Origin of the sequence: Amnibacterium setariae, from assembly GCF_003581425.1 — a bacterium.
In the GTDB taxonomy this organism is placed as follows: domain Bacteria; phylum Actinomycetota; class Actinomycetes; order Actinomycetales; family Microbacteriaceae; genus Amnibacterium; species Amnibacterium setariae.
This window is the reverse complement of sequence record NZ_QXTG01000002.1, coordinates 1289230-1308122: the sequence shown is the minus strand read 5'-3', so window position 1 is coordinate 1308122 and position 18893 is coordinate 1289230. Positions and strand designations below refer to the sequence as shown.

The following is an 18893-nucleotide window of genomic DNA, read 5'->3' as shown; positions in this document are numbered from 1 at the left end:
AGGTCGTTCGGGACGTGCGGTCCGCCCCGTCCGATCGACGCTAGGAAGGGGCCGGCGAGCGCGGATCGACCGTCGGACCCGATCGCGGTGGTACCGGAGGACCACTGCGGGCGGACGGCCCGGCGCCGGGCGGGTCAGCCCAGCACCAGGCCGACCGCGAGCGCGACGGCGAAGACCAGGGCTCCCGCCGACGTGCGCTTCAGGGCGGTGACGAGCGCCGGAGCCGGGACGGCGCGGACGCCGATCGCGAGCGCCGAGGCGCTGAGGGGCAGCGACAGCAGCGCCAGGAGCGCGCCCGGATGCGCCGGCACGAGCGCGGCGGCGACGGCGTACGGCAGGACCAGGAGGACGGCGTAGGCCGTGCGGGCGCGGCGGAGCCCGAGGCGGACGGCGAGCGTGCGCTTGCCCGACCGGGAGTCCGGCCCGACGTCGCGGATGTTGTTGATCATGAGCACCGCGCAGGCGAAGCACCCGGCCGCCGCGGCGACCAGGACGCCGTCGAGCGAGACGCGCCCCGCCTGGACGAGCTCCGTGCCGAGCGTGCCGACCAGGCCGAAGAACACGAAGACGGCGACGTCGCCGAACCCGGCGTAGCCGTAGGGCCGCGGGCCGCCGGTGTACAGCCACGCCGCCGCGAGGGCGAGCGCGCCGACCGCGAGCAGCCACCACAGCCCCGACGCGACCGCGAGCGCCGCGCCGCAGACCGCGGCCGCGGTGAGGGAGGCGATCGCGACCGCGCGCACCCGGTGCGGCCGCGCGGCGCCCGACCCGGTCAGGCGGGCCGGCCCGACGCGGAACCGGTCCGTGCCGCGGACCCCGTCGGAGTAGTCGTTCGCGTAGTTCACGCCGACCTGGAGGAGCAGCGCCGTCCCGAGCGCGAGCAGGGCGAGCCCCGGCACCACCCGGCCGTCGAGCGCGGCTGCAGCGGTGCCGAGCACGACGGGGACGACGCTCAGGGTGAGGGTCCGCGGCCGTGCGCCGCTCACCCAGACCGCGAGCGGCACGCGGTCGGCGGTCTCAGCGGACACGGGCCGCCGCCCGGCGCTCGAGCTGGGCGAGGACCGCCGGGGCGGGCGGCAGCAGCGCGATCTCCGCGGCGATCCGGCGGGCCCGCTCCCGGATCGCGGGATCCCCGGCGATCCGGTCGGCAGCGGGCCCGACGTCCGCGGCGTCGCGGACGACGACGGCGACGCCGGCCTGCTCGGCGCGCGCCGCGTTGATCTCGTGGTCGGCGCCCTGCGGCACGACGACCATCGGGACTCCCGCGCGCAGCCCGGCGAGCACGGTGCCGGCGCCGCCGGCGGTCACGAGCACGTCGGTGCCGGGCAGCAGGTCGCCGAGCGGGGTGAACGCGACGTAGGCGCGGCTGCGCGCCGCGCTCGGCGGCCTGCGCTCGGCGCCGGTCGTGACGACGAGGTCCCAGCGGTCCGCGTCGAAGGAGTCGGCGGCGCGGTCGCGCAGGCCGGGATCGGTGAACACGGTCCCGAAGGTGACGAGGGCGCGGCGCGTGCCCGGCGCGGCCGGTGCGGGCGCGGGGCCCGGCCCGCCGCCGCCGTGGATCTCGGGGCGGATCGGCAGCACCGGCACGGCGGGCGTCGGGGCGTCCGGCTGCAGGGCGGCGGGGAAGACGTCGACGATCGCCACCGGCTCGGCCATCGGGAGCGCGAGCAGACGAGCGCGCCGCTCGGCGACGACCCGGAGGGCGTCCGTGAGCGGTCGCGGCCGGGTCGGTCCGAAGGTGTGGCGCACGAACGGCGCATCCACGGCGGCGGCGACGAACGGGCCGATGTGGTCCATGGTCTCGCCGACGACGAGATCCGGACCCCAGGCCTCCGCGTTCCGCAGGGCCTCGTGGACGCCCGCGTCCACGAGGCGGCCTGCGAAGAACTCCGCGATGACGGGCGGCACCGGGTCGGAGGCCGGGCTGAGGCCGAGCTCGGCGTCCATCCGGCGCATGGTCTCGCCGGCGAGCGGCCCGGCGGGCAGCACGGTCAGGGCCTCCGACGCCTCCCGGCGGAGGAAGCCCTCCAGCTCGCCGCTCGTGATGACGGCGACGTCGTGCCCGGCCGCGACGGCGGCCTGCATGAGCGGCACCATCGGCACCAGGTGCCCGACGAAGCCGGTCCCGCTGAACGCGATCCGCATGCGCTCCTCCTGCCTCCGACCGCTCCGCCGCCCGCCCTTCCGGCGGACGGGCCGAGGCGGCCTCTCGGGGGACGATCGTGGCGAGCGGGCGGCGACCGGGGCATCGGTGGAACCACCCAACCCGCGTCCGCTCAGCGGGGACCGGAGAGGAACCGCCGCTCGAGCGCCCGGTCGCGGGCGCGCCGCGCCCCGCCTGCGGCTCCCGTGCGCTCCGCCCGGTCCGCTGCCGCCGCGCGGTCGGCGAGGCGCCGGGACCAGGCGATCAGACCGACGCCGACGCGCAGGGCGACGCGGGCGCAGGAGGGGACGTGGCCGGGGTCGCGGAGCAGCCGGGCGAGGTCGGCGACCGCGGCGTCGGCGCGGGTGGGCACGGCGGTCATGGGCTTCCCTCTCGGACGGGGCGGCGGGGCGCCGGTCGGCGACGTGGCCGACTCTGCGCCGACGGCCGCGGCGGCGCATCGGCGGAAGCACCGGACCGGCGGCGCCCGCGTCGACAGCGCGTCGACGCGGATGGTGTGGGATCGCCTGCGTGCCGACCTCCGACGACCGCCTCGATCCCGCCGCGCTCGATCCGGGCGTGCTGACCGCGGTGCAGACGGTGGCCGCCCTCGACCGCGTGCCCGTCCGGGACGCGCCGGCGCTGCTCGGCGGTGCCGCTCGGCACGTCGACGCGGCCGTCCGAGCGGGGCTGCTCGTGCTCGAGGACGGGGCGCTCCGTCCCGCCGACAGGGACGTCGCGGCGCAGGCGCTCGGGGCGCTCCCGGAGGACGACAGGCGGGCGCTCCACCGGCGGCTCGCCGCTGCCGGTCTCCCGCCCGCCCAGGCCGCCCGCCAGCGCGACCTCGCCGAACCGGTCGGCCTGGACGAGACGCTCGCGCGGGAGCTCGAGCGCGCGGCCTTCGACGCCGAGCGGGCCGGTGCCGTGGGCGTCGCGCTGGATCTCTGGACGCGGGCCGCGGCCCGTTCCGGCGACGACCGGCGGGCGAGGATCCGGCGAGAGCTCCGCCTCGCTGCGCAGGCCCACGTCGCGGGGCGGTCCGAGCAGGCGGCGACCGTGCTGGAGGCGCTCGACTGGCCTGCGCTCGACCGCGACGAGGCCGAGCAGGCGGCCGACCTGCTGATCTCCGCCGCCTACAAGTCCTCCGGGCAGTCCGCCACGCGGCAGCGCCTCGAGCGCGTGCACGACGCGCTGCCGGCCGATCACCCGAACCGGGAGGTCACCGCCGTCTACCTCGCCGGGATCGGGGAGCACTTCGGGGAGGTGCGGGCCCGGCTCGAACGCGCGCTGCCCGAGCTGCGCTCCGACCGGTTCTCCCCGGGGTTCCAGCGCGCCGCGCTCAGCCGGCTGCTCTACGCGACCCTGCTGACCGGAGGCGGCTTCGACGAGGGCCTGCTCGCCGAGCTCGGCGCTCTCGAGGCGCAGGTGCCGGACCTGCTGCTCGAGGACACCGTCGCGTCGAAGCGGGCGATGTACGCCCACGTCGCCGATCGCGTGGAGGAGAGCGACCGCGCGATCGCGGCGCTGCTCGTCGAGGCGCGCGTCGCGGGCGACGCGGTCCTGACCCGCACCCTCCTCGTGCACGCCGCGCAGGTCGACGTGCTGCTCGGCCGCTTCGCCTCCGCCGCGCGACGGCTCGAGGAGCGGGCGGCGCTGTCCGGCGACGTCCATGCGACCCCGGCGGCGCTGCGCGCGGCGGGGCTGCTCGCCCTCGAACGCGGCGACTTCGACGAGGTCGTGCGCGCGGTCGGCAGCACGCCCTCCGACACGGCCTCCATGGGCCGCATCGCCCGATCGGCGCTGCAGGGCCTCCTGCTGGCGCGGACCGGGAGCCCCGCCGCCGCCATCCCGCACCTCGAGGACGCCGTCGACACCGCGGAGCGGATCGGGGTCCGCGAGCCGGGGCGCCGGCTCTGGGTCGACGTCGACCTGGCCCGCGCGCGGGTGCTGCAGGGCGACGTCGACCGGGCGGGGGCGATCGCCGCCTCGATCCGCCGCCTCGGGGAGGGGACGACGCGGCGCCTGCCCGCGCTGCAGGCCGACCGGATCGAGGCCTGGATCGCCGACGCCCGCGACCGGCCGCGCGACCGCGCCGACCGGGCGCTCGCGGTCCTGCGGGCCTCCTCGGCGATGGAGTGGGTGCCGGAACGCGCGCGGGTCTCGTCGGAGGTGCTGCACCTGCTCCGCGACGCCGACCTGGACGAGGAGACGCGCAGCGAGGTGACGAGCACGGCGCGGAGCGCCCTGGGGCTGATCGAGGACGGGACCGCGCGGCGGGCGCTCGCCGCGGACCTCGAGCGGTGGGAGGAGGCCGACCTGCGGCTGCTCACCCCGGCCGAGCGGCGCGTGACCGACGGCGTCGTCGCGGGCCTCAGCAACAAGGAGGTCGCCGAGCGGCTGCACCTCAGCATCCGGACCGTCGAGTCCCACCTGCGCAGCATCTTCGTGAAGCTCGACGTCCCGTCGCGCAGCCGGCTCGTCGCGCGGTTCGCGCGGTCGCAGGGCTGAGCGCCCGTGCTCCGCTCACGTCGTCGTCCGGCGGGGTCGAGGCGCGGGCAGCCCCTCGACCAGCTCGGCGAGCCGGTCGAGCGGCCGGTCCTCGCGGAGCAGGGCGGCGACCGCCCGGGCGCGCGCCGCGGTGCGCGGATCGAGCAGGGGCCGCAGGGCGTCGACGAGCGCGTCCTCCTCGAACGCCGCGAACGGCAACCCGGACCCGATGCCGAGCTCCGCCAGCCGCCGGCCCCAGAACGGCTGGTCGAAGGCGACGGCGAAGACGAGCGTCGGCAGGCCCGCGCCCACCGAGGCGGCCGTCGTCCCGGCGCCGCCGTGGTGCACCGCGGCGGCGCAGGCGGGCAGCACGGCTCCGTGGTCGATCTCACCGACGACCCGGACGCGGTCGTCCGTCGCGCCGGGCCTGTCGGCGCCCTGCCGACCGACGCCGACGAGCGCGCGGACGCCGAGCCGTTCGGCCGCCCGCTGCACGACGTCGAGCACGGAGCGGAGGCGCGGCAGCGGCATGCTCCCGAACCCGAACCAGACGGGAGGCGGCCCGTCGGCGAGCCACGCCTCGAGGGCCGGGTCGATGCCCGGCTCGCCCCAGGCGGCGTGCTGCGCCGTGGTCGGCCGCACGAACCCGAGCAGCGGCCGAGCGGGTCGGTCCGGCAGCCGCGGCACGAGGTGGCGGCTGTAGAGCTGCGGCTCGACGACCCGCCCGGCGGCGGCCGACGCATGCGCGGGGAGCCCGAGGCCCCGGCGGAAGTCGGCGGCGAACGGTGCGCCGACCCGCGCCGTGCGTCGGACCACGAGGCGGTGCGCGGCGGTGATCAGCGCACCGGGCAGCGGGCGCTGCGGCAGGCCGATCGGCGGGTACGCGCGGTTCGGGAAGCGGGGCGCGTACCCCGTGAACACGAGGGAGGCGCCGCGGAGCTCCGCGAGCGCGGCCGCCTCCTCGCGGAGCAGCCCGCCGCCGACGATCAGGTCCGCGCCCTCGGTCGTCCTCAGCAGGGAGTCCGTCAGCGCGGCGAGATGGCGCTGCTTGTGGGCGAGCAGCCCGGCGAGGTAGCGCTGCAGGTCCCCGGCGGCCAGCCATGCCGCGCCCTCCTCCGAGCGGAGGAACTCGCCCACGTCGACGCCGAGCGGCGTGCTGCGGACGCCGAGGGCGGTGCCGAAGCGCACGAGGTCGTCGGGTGCGGCGAGCGCGACCTCGTGGCCGCGCCGCTGCAGCGCGGCCGCGGCGACGGCGGCGGGCTGCACGTCGCCGCGGGTGCCGGCCACGACCCAGGCGATCCGCATCGGGGTCCCCGGGCCGATCAGCGCGCCGACGTCGGGTCGACGTCGGCGGTCGTGGCGGGAAGGGCGGAGACCTGGATGCGCACGGCGGCTCCTTCGATCGATGAGCCGTCATCGTCGGACGCGGGACCCTGCTCCGGCATCGGTGCTTCCACCGGACCCGGGTCCGGACGCCTCCGGTGGTTCCGCCGATGCGCCCGGCCGCCGAGACGCGATCGGCTGGTCCCGACGCGGCCCGCACCCGCTCTCGCCGAGGGCTTCCGCGCGGGCTGGATGCCGAGGAGGAACCATGGCCGACGACGCCGCATCCGCGATCGATCCGCTGCCCCTGCTCGAGAACTACCGCTCCTACTTCACCGGCTGGGGCCTGGAGGGGCGCGGCGGCGGTCCGGTGACGACCTTCCGCAGCGGGATCGCGAGCGCGGCGCTGAACGCGGTGACGGGGAACGCGGCGCCCGTCTCGGAGGCGCTGCCCGTCGCTCGGCGGCGCCTGCGCGGGGTGCCGTGGCTCTGGGACGTCGCGCCCGACGCCGCACCCGGCACCGCTGCGGACCTCGAGGCGCTCGGCGGCCGCCGGGTGGGCGGCATGCCCGTGATGGCCGTGCAGGCCGAGGACGTGCGCCGCCTCGCGGTGCCGCCCGGCGGCGCGCAGGCGAGGGTCGTCGACGTCGTCGAGGACGTGCCCGGCTGGACGACCGCCTGGATGCCGGCGATGGGGCTCGATCTCCGCGACCGCGCCGCGCTGCTGCGCGTCGATCGGGACCGGGTCGCCGTGACGGGTCGCCTGACGCGGTTCGGTGCCATGGTCGACGGAGCGTTCCGTGCGACCGCGGAGCTGCACCTGACGGGCACCGTGGGCGGGGTCTACCTCGTCGCGACGGAGGAGGGCCACCGCGGTCGCGGGCTCGCGACCCTGCTCGTCGCGGCGGCCGTCGGGCGGGCGGTCGCGGACGGGGCCGAGGTGCTCACGCTGCAGGCGAGCAGCGCGGGGGAGTCGGTCTACCGCCGGCTCGGGTTCGAGACCGTCGCGCGGATCGAGCGCTGGCTGCCGCCGGAGGAGCCGGCCTGAGCGACGGCAGGACGCCGACGAGCGGGTGCTCGCCGGCGTCCTGGTCGATCCGGGCCGGGCTACGGCGTCGCGAGGATCAGCGCGGTCGGCGCACGGGGGACGACCTGCACGGTGACGGGCACGCGGAACCCGGCGATCTCGACGCTCATGCGCTCGGCAGGGCGACGACGGCCGTGCTGCCGTCCGTGTAGGTGACGGTCGCGGTGCGCGCGACGTCGTCCGAGTCCTCGCCGCCCGGCCACCAGGTGATCCAGAGCCCGTCCACCACGACCGCGTTCACGTTCCGCGAGCCGGCGCGCAGCACCAACGAGCGGACGTCGCGGCCGGCCTGGCCCCAGGCCGAGCCGATGCGGACGTCGCCGCCCGACGTGCCGGAGGACTGGAGCCGCACCGCGCGGTCGCCGATCGCCGCGATCGGCTCCTGCGGGCCCGAGGCGAGCTCCCACATCCCGCCGCCGCCGGTCGAGCTCGTGACGCACATGTCCGTCCAGGGGCCGCGGTGGATGACCATCGACGCGACCGCGCCGCGCTGGTCGCCGCCCGAGATCGAGACCGGTGCGTCCTTCCCCGCCTGCCGGTCGGTCGCGTCGATGCACCACTGCTTCGCGTCCGCGGACAGCTGCGTCGCCGAGCGCGGCGTCGACGTGCTCACCCAGGCGGCGAGGTCGGCGCCGTCGAGGCCGTGCGCGGTCGGGTCGAGCTGGCGGAGGGCGGCGTGCCCGCCGAGCACCGCGGCGGGTGCGGCGAGCACGGCGACGCCCGCGACGACGAGGACCGCCCGGCGCCGGGCCCGGCGCGCTCGCGGGGAGCCCGCGGGGGCCTGCTGCGGAGCGGCGACGACCCGCTCGATCATCGCGTCGCGACGTCGCCGCCGCACGTCGTCGGTCGGGGCGGCGGGCTCGGGGTCGAGCGCGCGCAGGGTGTCGATGGTCGTGGTCCCGGTCATGGTGTCTCCTTCAGACGGTCGCGGTCAGGCGGGCGGAGGGGTGGGGCAGGAGCGGCTTCAGCCGCGCCCGGGCTCGGGAGAGCCGCATCAGGTAGGCGGTGCGGGAGCAGCCGAGGACCTGCGCCGCCTCCGCGGCGGGGAGGTCCTCCCACACGGCGAGCGCGAGGACCTCCTGGTCCGCGGGCGCGAGCGTGCGCCAGGCGGCGATCACGTCCATGCGCAGGTCCGCGTCGCCGGTGCGGTCGACCGGCTCGAGGTCGAGGTGGCCGGCGATGCGGACGGCGAGGCCGTCCCGCCGACGCCGGCCCCGGTCCGCGTTGAGCATCAGGTTCCGCGCCGTCGCGAACAGCCACGGCCGCACGGGATCGGGCATCGTGCGCTGCTGCCAGAGCACGACGAACGCCTCCTCCACCACGTCCTCCGCGTGCTCCGGGTCGGACCTGCGCCGCACGAAGCGGGTCAGGTCGTCGTACTCGGCCGCGAACGCCTCGCGGAACGCTCCTTCGTCGATCGCCACTCGGGCTCCTTCCTTCTGCCTCCGACCGGTACATGTCCGGCAGGGGCGCTGCGCCCACAGGCCGGTCGCACCCGGGCCGGTCGGGCGGCGCCGCGCCGACGGTAGGGAGGAGCGCCGCTCGGCCGGATCGGCCGGGAGGAGGGGATCGGCGGCACCTTCGGACCACGGCGACGGCGCGTGGTCCCGCGGTACCACCCGCGATGCGTCCCGCGGGCGATCCGCCGGCGCCCCGCGGTTCCTAGCGTCGGTCGGGTGATCGAAGTCACCCACCTCACCAAGCGCTACGGCCCCGCGGTCGCGGTCGACGACGTCTCGTTCCGGGTCGAACCCGGCCGCGTCACCGGCTTCCTCGGCCCGAACGGCGCCGGCAAGTCCACGACGCTGCGCATGATCCTCGGCCTGGACCGACCGACCTCCGGGCGCGCGACCGTCGACGGCCGCGCCTACGCCGACCTGCCGGCGCCGATCCGGAGCGTGGGAGCGATGCTCGACACCCGCGCGCTCCATCCGGGCCGCTCCGCGAGCGCGCACCTCAGGGCGATCTCGGACACGCACGGCCTGCCCCGGCGCCGGGTGGGGGAGGTGCTGGACCTCACCGGTCTCGGCGACGTCGCCCGGCGCCGCGTGGGCACCTTCTCGCTCGGGATGACGCAGCGCCTCGGCATCGCGGCGGCGCTGCTCGGCGACCCCGCCGCGATCCTGCTCGACGAGCCGGTCAACGGCCTCGACCCGGAGGGGGTCCTCTGGATCCGCGCGCTCGCCCGCCGGATGGCGGCGGAGGGGCGCGCCGTCCTGATCTCGAGCCATCTCATGAGCGAGGTCGAGCAGACCGTCGACCACGTGCTCGTCCTCGGCGCCGGTCGCGTGCTCGCCGACGCGTCGCTGCAGGAGCTGCTCGACGCGGCGGCGCCCCTGCGCGTCCGCCTCCGCGCCGAGGACCTCGCCCGCATCGTCGGCCCGCTCGTCGCCGCCGGCGGCTCGGTCCTCGAGACGGAGCCGCACCGCGCCGAGGTGACGGGGCTGACCCCGGACCGGATCGCCCGCATCGCGGCCGACCACGACGTCGTCCTCACCGCGCTCGCACCGGTCGAGCGGTCGCTCGAGGACGCCTACTTCGCGCTCACCGCCGACGCCGCGCGCTACCGGACGCGACCCCTGCCCGGCGCCGACGAGCGCGCAGACCGCCTGACGGAGGAGACCCGCTCATGACCGCCGTCCACCCCCTCCGCCCCTCCGGCGCCGCCCGCGGCGACGGCTCGCGCGTCCGCTTCCGCGGCGTCCTCCGCTCCGAGCTCGGCAAGCTGACCTCCCTCCGCTCGCTCCGCACGGCCCTGGCCGCGGTGCCGCTGCTGATCGCCGGCGGCATGCTGCTGCGGGCGTGGGCCTACGCCCAGACCGCGCAGCACGCGCCGGTCGGGGTGCCGCCCGCCGCGGCGTGGGCCGACGTCGTGGACATCGGCACGCACGCCGGCGAGCTCGCCGTCGTCGTGCTGGCCGCGATCGCCGCCGGCAGCGAGTACACCGCGCGCGCCGCCGTGAGCACCTACCTCGCCGTGCCGCGGCGACCCGTCGTCGCGGCCGCGAAGGCCGTCGTGGTCCTCGCCGCCACCGCGGTCCTCGCCGCGCTGGGGTTCGTCGGCGGCGCGGTCGTGTCGGCGCCGTTCCTGTCCGCCGCGCGGCTCGAGGCGCCCTGGTCGGCCGTCGCCGGCGACGCCGCGTCCTCGGCCGCGCTCCTGCTGATCGTCGCCCTGCTCGCGCTCGCCGTCGGCACGCTGACCCGGAGCACCGCCGCGGGGATCGCGATCGTCCTCGCCCTCCTCCTCGTCGGTCCCACGGTCGCCGGGCTCCTCGGCGCGGTGATCGGGGTCGACCTGACGCCGTTCACGCTCACCTACGCTGCTCCCGTGCTCACGGCGCTCCACGACCCCGCAGGACCTGCGGCGCTCGCGGGCGACGCCGTCGTGACGGCGGCGTGGCTCGTCGTCCCGGGCGCGGCGGCGGCGTCCGCCCTGGTCCGCCGGGACGTCTGAGCCGTGACCGCGATCGACCGGGAACCGGACGACGGGCTGCGCCTGCCGCGCCCGCCGGGCGTGCTGCGCCGGTTCGGTGCGGCGCACCCGCGCGTCGTGGACGCGGTCGTCGTGGTCGTCGCGCTCCTGGTCGGGTGGGTGCAGGTCGACTTCGTCGGCCTCGCCGGTCCGCTGTGGGAGGTGCTCGGCGGCCCCTGGTCGATCGCGATCGCGATCACCTCCGCAGCGCTGCTCCTCCGCCGCACGCACCCGCTCGTCCCGCTCGTGGCGGTGGCGGCGTCCGTGCTGCTCGGGCTCGTCGACGAGCGCGGGCCGCTCGTGGTCCCGCTCGCGGTGTCCGTCCACGCCCTCGCCGTCCACCGCTCGAACCGCGCCGCGGTCGCCGGCGCGGCCGCGCTCGTCGTCGAGGTGCTGGCGCTCGAGTACGGCCGGACCGGGGCGAGGACCCCGGCGCTGTTCTTCGCGGTCGTCGCGATCGTCGGCGGCCTGCTGATCGGCACGGCCGCGGGCGACCGGCGCCGGTACCTCGCCGCCGTCCTGGAGCGCACGGCGCAGCTGGCGGAGGAGCGGGACCGACGGGCGCGCCTCGCGGTCGCCCAGGAGCGGGCGCGGATCGCCCGGGAGCTGCACGACGTCGTGGCGCACGGCCTGTCGGTCATGGTCCGGCTGAGCGACGGCGCCGCAGCGACCGCCGAGTCCGACCCGGCTCGCGCCGCCACGGTCAGCCGGCAGGTCGGCGACGTCGGCCGCGGCGCCCTGCGCGACATGCGCCGCCTGCTCGGCGTGCTCGGCCCCGACGACGTCGACCCGGTGCTCGAGCCGCAGCCGGGGCTCGCCGACCTGGACTCCCTCGTCGGCACCTACCGCACGGCCGGGCTGCCGGTCGTGCTCGAGCGCAGCGGGACCGCCGAGCTCGACCCGGCCGCGCAGCTCGTCGTCTACCGCGCCGTGCAGGAGGGGCTGACGAACGCCCTCCGGTACGCGCGGCTGCCGAGCCGCGTGGAGGTGCGCGTGCGGCTCGCCGCCGACACGGAGGTGGAGGTCGCCGACGACGGCGCCGGCGGCCCCGCCGCCGCATCGGTCGGCTCCGGCCGGGGCCTGCTCGGCCTCCGCGAGCGCGCCGCCCTGTACGGCGGCTCCGTCGAGGCCGGACCGCGACCGGACCTGGGCGGACGCGGGTGGCGCACCCGGCTCCGCATCACCGTCGACCCGCTCCGGGAGGACCCCGCATGACCGCCGAACTCCGCGTGCTGCTCGTCGACGACCAGGAGCTCGTCCGCGTCGGCCTCCGCATGGTGCTCGACGCGGCTCCCGGCATCGAGGTCGTGGGGGAGGCCGGCGACGGCGCCGCCGGCGTGCGCCGCGCGCTCGACCTGCGCCCGGACGTCGTCCTCATGGACGTGCGGATGCCCGGGATGGACGGCATCGAGGCGACCCGGCGCATCACCGAGGCATCCGGAACGGTCCACGTGGTGCTGCTCACCACGTTCGACCTCGACGAGTACGCGTTCGGCGGGCTGAACGCCGGTGCGAGCGGCTTCCTGCTGAAGGACGTGGCCGGTGACGAGCTCGTCCGGGCCGTGCGGACCGTCGCCGCGGGGGACGGGATCATCTCCCCGCGTGTCACGCGGCGGGTGATCGAGGCGACGCGGGGCACCCTGCCGGCCGCGCCCGAGGGGAGCGACGGCACGGAGGCGCTGACCGAGCGCGAGCGGGAGGTGCTGCTCGCGATCGCCGCCGGAGCGTCGAACCAGGAGATCGCGGAGCAGCTGTTCCTGTCCGAGTCGACGGTGAAGACCCACGTCGGCCGCGTGCTCGCCAAGCTGCAGCTGCGCGACCGGGTGCACGCCGTGATCTACGCCTACGAGCACGGGCTCACCCGGCCGGCCGGCCGGGCCTGACGCGCCGGGGCCCGACCGGACCGGGGCGTGCGCCGGGCGTCACTCCGCGTCGAGCAGGTGCAGCCGAGGGGTGGCCGCGTCCGCCTCCTCCACCCCGGTGGCCGTGCCGGTCCGGCGGAAGACCGCGTCGGGGAAGTGCGGTCCCACCACGATCAGCTCGCCGTCGGCGAGCCGGTCGCGGAGCGCGTGACGGGTGCGGATCGCGCTCGTCGGATCGAGGTCGCCGGCCCACACCACGTCCGGGCGGACGAGCTCCGCGGGGCAGTGCACGGCGTCGCCCAGGACGAGTGCTCGCGAACGGGCCCCGGCGACCTCGAGGGCGACGTGACCGGGCGTGTGCCCGGCGGTGTCGACGGCGGTGATGCCCGGGATCGGCTCCGTCCCGGGCACGAGCACGCGCCGGCGGGGCCCGATCAGCGCCAGCTCCTGGGCGCGCGGCCCGACCGCGTCGGCCGCGCCCTCCTCGCCGGTCCAGTGCGACCACTCGGCGTCGGTGACCCAGATCTCGGCGTTCGGGAAGGTCGCCTGCGCGCCGTCCAGCCCGCTGCCGATCCAGCCGACGTGATCGGCGTGCAGGTGCGTGAGCACGATCGCGTCGATCTCCTCCGGCGCGACGCCGGCCGCGGCGAGGCTCTGCAGCAGCCCGCCCCCGCGCATGAAGGCGTCGCGTGTGGTGCCGGGCCGGGGGAGCGCGATGGTGCGGTCGCCGATGCCGGTGTCGATCAGGACCCGGTGCCGCGGGGTGGTGACGAGCACGGCGCCGATGCTGAGCACGAGCATGCCGTCGGCGTCGAGGACGTCGAGGCCGGATCCGAGGACGTCGTCGCTGCCTGTCGGGTAGGCGATGCCGGGCTCCGCCCGGAACTCGCCGTCGGGCAGATAGGTCAGGACCGCTCCGCCCAGGTCGAGCGTCGAGGCGGGTGCGGGGGCGGCGGTCATCCGGGCTCCGATCGGGTGCGAGGCGGCGCGGCGGTCGCCGGCACCGGGACGTCCTCGGCCTTCCGACGGCGGACGTCGTCGACCTCGAGTCGACCAGCCGGCACAGGGGCCCCGCATCGGTGGAACCACCGCACCCGACGCGACCGCAGGAGGGGACGGGGGCGCGGGCCCGGCGCTATCGTCGCCCCCGTGCCGGAGCTGCAGCCGCTGGGAGTGCAGCACGCCGAGGCGGTGCTGACGTTCGAGCGCCGCAACCGCGCGTTCTTCGCGCGGACGGTCAGCGACCGCGGCGACGACTGGTTCGCCGCGTTCCCCGCCGAGTTCGCCGCGCTGCTCGCCGAGCAGGACGCCGGTACGACCCGTCAGCACCTGCTGATCGACGACGACGGGCGCATGCTCGGGCGCTTCAACCTGCACCGCCTCCGTGCCGGGACGGCCGACGTCGGCTACCGCGTCGCCGAGGAGGCGGCCGGCCGGGGCCTCGCGTCCGCGGGGGTCCGCGCGCTGTGCGCGCTCGCGTGGGGCGGCTACGGCATGCGGCTCCTGCGCGCCGCTGCCGCCCGCGACAACGTCGCGTCGCGCCGCGTGCTGACGCGGAACGGCTTCACGGCGGTGCGGGAGGCGGACCCGTCGGAGCTCGGGGGCCGCGCAGGGGACTGGTTCGAGCGGCACGCGCCCGCCGCGCGCCCGGACTGACGGACCCGCCGGCGCGCCGCGTCCGCCTCCGCCGGTCAGACGGTCTCGAAGGACACGATCGGATGCCCGTCGTCCTGGAAGCCGATGCGCTCGTAGAGCGCACGGGCCATGGCGCTCGACTGCAGGTACGCGGTCCGCGCGCCCCGCCGGGCGCCGTCCTCGAGCGCGAAGCGGACCAGCCGTTCGCCGATCCCCTTCCTCCGCGCCTCGGGGACCGTCCCGACCGTGAACAGGCCGAGCCAGCCCCGGTCGTCGAGCACGGTCAGCGCCGTCGCGACCGGGCGGCCGTGGAAGCAGGCGAGGTGGGCGCGCACCTCCGGTGCCGCGGCGAGCTCCGGGGTCAGCAGCCGTGCGGTCAACCCGGCCGGGGACCCGTAGGCGAGGTCGCAGGTCGTCGCCCACAGCAGGCGCTCCCGGTCGGTCGACGCCGTCCGGATCTCGGTCGCGTCGGATCCCGCCGCTCCGGGCGGCGTCGGACGGATGGGCGCCGTCAGGGACGGGAGGGCCGTACGGGTGAGCCCCAGCTCGGCCGCGAGCGCCGCGACTCCCGCGGGCTCGGCGTCGATGACGCTCATCGACCAGGGCCCGCCGGCGAACGGTGCCGCGAGGCGGCGGAGCCGCGCCGGGTCGACGCCGCCCCGCGGCAGGAGCAGCCCGTTCATCCGCGCCTTCGGCACGGGGATCACGACGGACTCCACGCCGCTCGCGTCCCTGCTGACGCTGCCGCCCGGGATCCGGGTCGCGAAGAGCGCGTACGCCCGCTGCAGCGCATCGGCAGCGGTGTCGTGACGCAGGTCCTCGGCGGGGTCGATCGTCATCCGGCTCATGCCGGGACCGTAGGGAGCGGCTCACGCCCTCGGCATCGGTGGTTCCACCGTGTGCTCATCGGCGCGCATCCGGGCGTCCTCGCCGATCCGGTGGAAACACCGATGCCGAGCGGCGCCGTGGACCGGGAGGCTCGCACCCGCGGATCGGGGCCCGTCGCCGGCCGGCCCGCACCCGCTGGACCCGTCGCCCTTGGAGTCGTCATGCCTGGAACCGCATCCCCTCGCACCGAGAGCGAGGTCGTCGTCGTCGGCGCTGGGCCGACCGGCCTGTGGCTCGCGAGCGAGCTCGCTCTGGCGGGCGTCAGGACCTCGGTCCTGGAGAAGCGGACCGGGCGATCGGCGCACGCCCGCGCACTGGGGCTCATGCCCCGCACGCTCGAGATCCTGGCGCTCCGCGGCATGGCGGACGCCTTCGTCGCGGCGGGCAGACCGGTCCCCGCCTGGCACTTCGGCCTGCTCGAGGAGCGCATCCGCTTCGACGTGCTCGACACGGCCTTCCCCTACCTGCTCCTGGTGCCGCAGACGACGACCGAGTCGCTGCTCGAGCAGCGGGCTCGCGAGCTCGGCGTCGACGTCGTCACCGGCGCGGAGGTGACCGGCCTCGCGCAGGAGGCCGGTGCCGCGCGCGTGACGTACGAGCGCGACGGCGTCGAGCACGCGCTCGAGGCCGCGCTCGTCATCGGCGCCGACGGCGGACGGAGCACCGTGCGGGAGCTCGCCGGCATCCCCTTCGAGGGCGAACCGAGCGCGACCTGGGGCTTCCTCGGCGACGTCGTGCTCGAGGCCCCTCCGGCGCCCGGCTACCGGGTGCGCACGGCGGGCGGCGCGCTCATCGTCGCGCCGCTGCCCGACGGCCGGCACCGCCTCACGGGCTGGGATCCACGACGGCAGGACGCGGACGAGGCGCTGGACCTCGAGACCCTGCGGTCGTCCGTGCGCGACATCGCCGGCACCGACTTCGGCCTCCGCGACCCGACCTGGCTGTCGCGCTTCGGCGACGCGAACCGGCTCGCGGCGACCTACCGCAGCGGGCGGGTGCTGCTCGCCGGCGACGCCGCCCACGTCCACTGGCCGACCGGCGGCCTCGGCCTGAACGCGGGCGTCCAGGACGCCATGGCGCTCGGCTGGCGGGCGGCGGCGTTCGTCCGCGGTTCGGCCGACGACGCGGTGCTCGACGACTACGCCGCGGAGCGTCGGGCGTACGGGGAGCAGCTGCGGATCTCCACGTTGACGCAGGGCGCGCTGATCACGGCGAGGACGCCTGCGCAGCTCGCGACCCGTGCGACGTTCGACCGGCTGCTGGCGACGGAGGACGGGAACGAGGCGATCGCGGCGTGGGTCGCGGGCCTCGAGCCCGCTGCGGCGGACGGCGAGCCGGCGACCGGCGCCGAGCGCCTGGCGCTGCCCGGACCGGACGCGGCCGAGCTGGCCGCGGCGTTCGAGCCGGGCCGGCCTGTCCTGCTCGTGCGGGACGACGACCTGCTCGCGCCGCTCGGACAGGCGCTTGAGCTCGCCGCGGACGACGTCGTCATCCGGCGTCTGCCGCGGTCGCGACGCGAGCGGCTCGACGCCCCGCGCGCCGTGCTCGTGCGGCCCGACGGCCGCATCGCGTGGACCGCCCCGGCCGACGGCCCGGTCGGGGAGTCGCTCGACCGCGCGCTCCGCGCCGTCGGGTTCCCGCTGCCCGAGCTCCCCGCTCCGGTCGCCGCTCGCTGAGCGCGCCACTTCCGGGCGCCGTCTACTCGCGACGCGCCGATCGTGTCAACCGACTTCCGCGCAGAGGGAGCTTTCCCGACTGCACGGCGACACGACGACGCCGATCGCCGCACGTCCCACCGAGACCGGTTGGGTCGCACCCGGGCACTCGCCCTCCACCCGAACGAGCGGCCCGCCAGGCCGCCGGAAGGAGCACCACGATGCGTCGCACGCCGAAGCGGACCGTCATCGCCACCCTCGCCGCGCTCCCGCTGATCGCGGCGGGCGCAGCCGTCTCGGCGCAGGCCGCGTCCGCGGCCCCCGCCGGGACCGTGCAGGCGGAGTCGTACAGCGCCCAGCACGGCGTCCGAACACAACCGACCTCGGACACGGGAGGAGGGAGCAACCTCGGCTGGCTCGAGTCCGGCGACTGGGCGCAGTACCAGGGCGTCGACCTCGGCGCGGGCGGCATGCTCGACGTCGAGGCCCGGATCGCGTCGGCCACCTCGCACACCGGAGCGGTGGAGCTGCATCTCGACTCGCCGACCGGCCCGCTGCTCGCGAGCGTGCCGTCGCGCGGCACCGGCGGATGGCAGCGCTGGGTCACGGCCGAGGCGATGACCACCGGCGCGCCGGCCGGGAAGCACACGATCGCCGTCGTCTTCGCCAGCCCGACGAAGGGCGACTTCGTCAACCTGAACTGGTTCTCGGTCGGCGCCTCGGACTCGATGCCGTCCTCCATGCCGATGCCGTCGAGCTCGCCGTCGATGTCCATGCCGGCCGGTGGCGGCATGATCGCGCCGCCCAAGGGGGAGTGGGTGCCCGTCGACCCGGCGAAGCAGGCCGCGGCGACGAAGGCGTTCTTCGCCCGCACGCCGGCGAAGATCACCGGGAACCCCGTGAAGGTCCCGGAGTTCCACGCCACCTGCACGGTCAGCCACTTCGCGAAGGACGACCCGATCGTCTTCCCGGGCATGCCCGGCGCGTCCCACCACCACACGTTCTTCGGCAACGACTCGACGAACGCGTCGTCGACCCTCGGGTCGCTGCGAGCCGCGACCACGAACTGCACGCCCCAGCAGGACGAGTCCGCGTACTGGGTGCCGACCCTGTACGCGAACGGCGTGCAGCAGGACCCGACGCAGGTGACCGTGTACTACGGCTCGCGCCTGAAGGACCCGAGCCGCACGCAGCCCTTCCCCGCCGGCTTCAAGGAGCTGACGGGCAACGCGATGACGCAGACCGACACCCCCGACCACCAGGGGAACCACTTCTTCTGCGCCGGGATCGGCGGGTCGATCGGGCGCTCCGCCGACGGCACGATGCCGATCTGCGCGAAGACGGCGCACATCGTGCGCCAGGTCGTGTTCGCGGACTGCTGGGACGGGAAGCACCTCGACAGCCCCGACCACAAGTCGCACGTGGCCGAGGTCGTCGCCGGGAAGTGCCCCGCCGCGTTCCCGGTGCCCATCCCGAACGTGTCGCTGGTGATCGACTACCCGGCCGGCATGGACGTGCAGCACATCAGCCTCGCGTCGGGCACGACGTTCTCGATGCACGCGGACTTCTTCAACGCGTGGGACGACGACGCGCTCGCGCAGCGGGTGCGCGACTGCCTCGACCAGGGCGTGAAGTGCAACGCCGCGGGAGGGTTCTGACCTGACCTGACCTGACCTGACCTGACCTGACCTGGCCTCCGCTCCGGCCGGCGCATCCGCGCCGGTCCGGAGCGGAGGCTCAGCCTCCGGGCGTGAGCATGCGCCGGGCGACCTCGACGAGGTGCTGCCGGTAGCGGCGCCGGAGGTCGGCGCCGTCGGGCTCGTCGAGGACCAGGCGCGTGATCTGCGGCGCGGCCACGAACCAGCTGACCAGGCCCATGAGCGACAGCACGACGAAGGACGGCTCGAGCGCGGGGTCGACGAGCCCGGCGGCCTGCGCCTCCGCCACCGCGCGCGTCTTCCCGGCGTAGTGGTCCCGGCGTTCGGCGAAGTCCGGCACGGCGTCGGGCGGGAGGTGCAGGGCCTCCTGCGACACCAGGCGCAGCACGTCGGGGTTCGCCGTCATGAAGTCGAACAGGTCGCCGACGAACTCGCCCACCCGGTCCGGTCGCAGCACGACCGCCTCCGCCAGCTCGGTCATCCGGGACCGGAGCACTGCGGCGAAGAGCGCCTCCTTGTCGCCGAAGTAGGTGTAGATCAGCGCCTTGCCGGCGTCGGCGTCGGCCGCGATCCGATCGACGCGGGCCCCCGCGATGCCGTGCTCGGCGAACTCCTGCACCGCCGCGCGGAAGATCCGCGCCGTCGTCTCCGCTCGGTCGTACCTGGTCACCTGTTCCCCCTCG

18 protein-coding genes are annotated in these 18893 nt (G+C 76.7%); 9 read left to right on the top strand and 9 right to left on the bottom strand.

The window, feature by feature from the left end; translation table 11 throughout:
* Positions 1 to 134: 134 nt before the first annotated feature.
* The 3 genes from D1781_RS14350 to D1781_RS14340 all read right to left on the bottom strand — a co-directional run bounded on the left by D1781_RS14350 (position 135) and on the right by D1781_RS14340 (position 2525).
* Complete coding sequence (locus tag D1781_RS14350) at positions 135 to 1028, bottom strand: 1,4-dihydroxy-2-naphthoate polyprenyltransferase (RefSeq protein ID WP_233551359.1); 894 nt, start codon at positions 1026 to 1028, stop codon at positions 135 to 137.
* Positions 1018 to 2145: a glycosyltransferase gene (locus D1781_RS14345; protein WP_119482899.1), complete on the bottom strand. Its 1128-nt coding sequence runs from the start codon at positions 2143 to 2145 to the stop codon at positions 1018 to 1020. The genes D1781_RS14350 and D1781_RS14345 overlap by 11 nt, the downstream gene beginning before the upstream one ends.
* A gap of 131 nt (positions 2146 to 2276) precedes the next feature.
* Complete coding sequence (locus D1781_RS14340) at positions 2277 to 2525, bottom strand: hypothetical protein (protein ID WP_119482898.1); 249 nt, start codon at positions 2523 to 2525, stop codon at positions 2277 to 2279.
* A gap of 149 nt (positions 2526 to 2674) precedes the next feature.
* On the opposite strand from D1781_RS14340, the gene D1781_RS14335 reads away from it, so the two are divergent.
* Positions 2675 to 4651, top strand: coding sequence for a helix-turn-helix transcriptional regulator (locus D1781_RS14335; protein WP_119482897.1), 1977 nt, complete (start codon positions 2675 to 2677; stop codon positions 4649 to 4651).
* Between the two features lie 15 nt (positions 4652 to 4666).
* On the opposite strand, the gene D1781_RS14330 is transcribed toward D1781_RS14335, so the two are convergent.
* A complete protein-coding gene (locus D1781_RS14330; protein ID WP_119482896.1) occupies positions 4667 to 5935 on the bottom strand; it encodes a glycosyltransferase in 1269 nt (422 codons plus the stop codon).
* Between the two features lie 286 nt (positions 5936 to 6221).
* Between D1781_RS14330 and D1781_RS14325 the strand changes: the two genes are divergently transcribed.
* Positions 6222 to 7001 (top strand): GNAT family N-acetyltransferase, encoded by a 780-nt coding sequence (locus D1781_RS14325; protein ID WP_119482895.1) that lies wholly within the window; start codon positions 6222 to 6224, stop codon positions 6999 to 7001.
* A 145-nt stretch (positions 7002 to 7146) separates the two neighbouring features.
* On the opposite strand, the gene D1781_RS14320 is transcribed toward D1781_RS14325, so the two are convergent.
* A complete protein-coding gene (locus tag D1781_RS14320) occupies positions 7147 to 7947 on the bottom strand; it encodes a hypothetical protein (protein ID WP_119482894.1) in 801 nt (266 codons plus the stop codon).
* 10 nt (positions 7948 to 7957) lie between these two features.
* Complete coding sequence (locus tag D1781_RS14315; protein ID WP_119482893.1) at positions 7958 to 8464, bottom strand: RNA polymerase sigma factor; 507 nt, start codon at positions 8462 to 8464, stop codon at positions 7958 to 7960.
* A 252-nt stretch (positions 8465 to 8716) separates the two neighbouring features.
* On the opposite strand from D1781_RS14315, the gene D1781_RS14310 reads away from it, so the two are divergent.
* From D1781_RS14310 to D1781_RS14295, 4 genes are read left to right on the top strand one after another with little or no spacing between them, the layout of a single operon-like run.
* Positions 8717 to 9673: an ABC transporter ATP-binding protein gene (locus D1781_RS14310; RefSeq protein WP_119482892.1), complete on the top strand. Its 957-nt coding sequence runs from the start codon at positions 8717 to 8719 to the stop codon at positions 9671 to 9673.
* Positions 9670 to 10494, top strand: coding sequence for a hypothetical protein (locus D1781_RS14305; protein ID WP_119482891.1), 825 nt, complete (start codon positions 9670 to 9672; stop codon positions 10492 to 10494). The genes D1781_RS14310 and D1781_RS14305 overlap by 4 nt, the downstream gene beginning before the upstream one ends.
* Positions 10495 to 10497: 3 nt before the next feature.
* A complete protein-coding gene (locus D1781_RS14300; protein WP_119482890.1) occupies positions 10498 to 11727 on the top strand; it encodes a sensor histidine kinase in 1230 nt (409 codons plus the stop codon).
* Entirely contained in the window at positions 11724 to 12395 is a 672-nt protein-coding gene (locus D1781_RS14295) for a response regulator (protein ID WP_119482889.1), read from the top strand. The genes D1781_RS14300 and D1781_RS14295 overlap by 4 nt, the downstream gene beginning before the upstream one ends.
* A gap of 39 nt (positions 12396 to 12434) precedes the next feature.
* Here the strand turns inward: D1781_RS14295 and D1781_RS14290 are convergent, their stop codons facing one another.
* Positions 12435 to 13334, bottom strand: a complete 900-nt coding sequence (locus tag D1781_RS14290; RefSeq protein ID WP_158590113.1) for an MBL fold metallo-hydrolase — start codon at positions 13332 to 13334, stop codon at positions 12435 to 12437.
* 189 nt (positions 13335 to 13523) lie between these two features.
* Here D1781_RS14290 and D1781_RS14285 point away from each other — a divergent pair, with 189 nt between their 5' ends.
* A complete protein-coding gene (locus D1781_RS14285) occupies positions 13524 to 14030 on the top strand; it encodes a GNAT family N-acetyltransferase (protein WP_119482887.1) in 507 nt (168 codons plus the stop codon).
* Between the two features lie 35 nt (positions 14031 to 14065).
* On the opposite strand, the gene D1781_RS14280 is transcribed toward D1781_RS14285, so the two are convergent.
* Positions 14066 to 14857: a GNAT family N-acetyltransferase gene (locus D1781_RS14280; RefSeq protein ID WP_119482886.1), complete on the bottom strand. Its 792-nt coding sequence runs from the start codon at positions 14855 to 14857 to the stop codon at positions 14066 to 14068.
* Positions 14858 to 15058: 201 nt separating this feature from the next.
* On the opposite strand from D1781_RS14280, the gene D1781_RS14275 reads away from it, so the two are divergent.
* Together D1781_RS14275 and D1781_RS14270 are read left to right on the top strand one after the other, a co-directional pair.
* A complete protein-coding gene (locus D1781_RS14275) occupies positions 15059 to 16573 on the top strand; it encodes an FAD-dependent monooxygenase (protein ID WP_158590112.1) in 1515 nt (504 codons plus the stop codon).
* Positions 16574 to 16773: 200 nt separating this feature from the next.
* Complete coding sequence (locus tag D1781_RS14270; RefSeq protein ID WP_119482884.1) at positions 16774 to 18210, top strand: DUF1996 domain-containing protein; 1437 nt, start codon at positions 16774 to 16776, stop codon at positions 18208 to 18210.
* Positions 18211 to 18289: 79 nt separating this feature from the next.
* Here the strand turns inward: D1781_RS14270 and D1781_RS14265 are convergent, their stop codons facing one another.
* Positions 18290 to 18880: a TetR family transcriptional regulator gene (locus tag D1781_RS14265; RefSeq protein WP_119482883.1), complete on the bottom strand. Its 591-nt coding sequence runs from the start codon at positions 18878 to 18880 to the stop codon at positions 18290 to 18292.
* Between the last annotated feature and the right edge of the window lie 13 nt (positions 18881 to 18893).

What these genes read in the sequence shown, in the direction of transcription:
- D1781_RS14345 (WP_119482899.1), bottom strand. Translation starts at nt 2,145, where the DNA reads ATGCGGATCGCGTTCAGCGGGACCGGCTTCGTCGGGCACCTGGTGCCG.
- D1781_RS14340 (WP_119482898.1), bottom strand. Translation starts at nt 2,525, where the DNA reads ATGACCGCCGTGCCCACCCGCGCCGACGCCGCGGTCGCCGACCTCGCC.
- D1781_RS14330 (WP_119482896.1), bottom strand. Translation starts at nt 5,935, where the DNA reads ATGCGGATCGCCTGGGTCGTGGCCGGCACCCGCGGCGACGTGCAGCCC.
- D1781_RS14325 (WP_119482895.1), top strand. Translation starts at nt 6,222, where the DNA reads ATGGCCGACGACGCCGCATCCGCGATCGATCCGCTGCCCCTGCTCGAG.
- D1781_RS14320 (WP_119482894.1), bottom strand. Translation starts at nt 7,947, where the DNA reads ATGACCGGGACCACGACCATCGACACCCTGCGCGCGCTCGACCCCGAG.
- D1781_RS14305 (WP_119482891.1), top strand. Translation starts at nt 9,670, where the DNA reads ATGACCGCCGTCCACCCCCTCCGCCCCTCCGGCGCCGCCCGCGGCGAC.
- D1781_RS14295 (WP_119482889.1), top strand. Translation starts at nt 11,724, where the DNA reads ATGACCGCCGAACTCCGCGTGCTGCTCGTCGACGACCAGGAGCTCGTC.
- D1781_RS14290 (WP_158590113.1), bottom strand. Translation starts at nt 13,334, where the DNA reads ATGACCGCCGCCCCCGCACCCGCCTCGACGCTCGACCTGGGCGGAGCG.
- D1781_RS14280 (WP_119482886.1), bottom strand. Translation starts at nt 14,857, where the DNA reads ATGAGCCGGATGACGATCGACCCCGCCGAGGACCTGCGTCACGACACC.
- D1781_RS14275 (WP_158590112.1), top strand. Translation starts at nt 15,059, where the DNA reads ATGCCTGGAACCGCATCCCCTCGCACCGAGAGCGAGGTCGTCGTCGTC.
- D1781_RS14270 (WP_119482884.1), top strand. Translation starts at nt 16,774, where the DNA reads ATGCGTCGCACGCCGAAGCGGACCGTCATCGCCACCCTCGCCGCGCTC.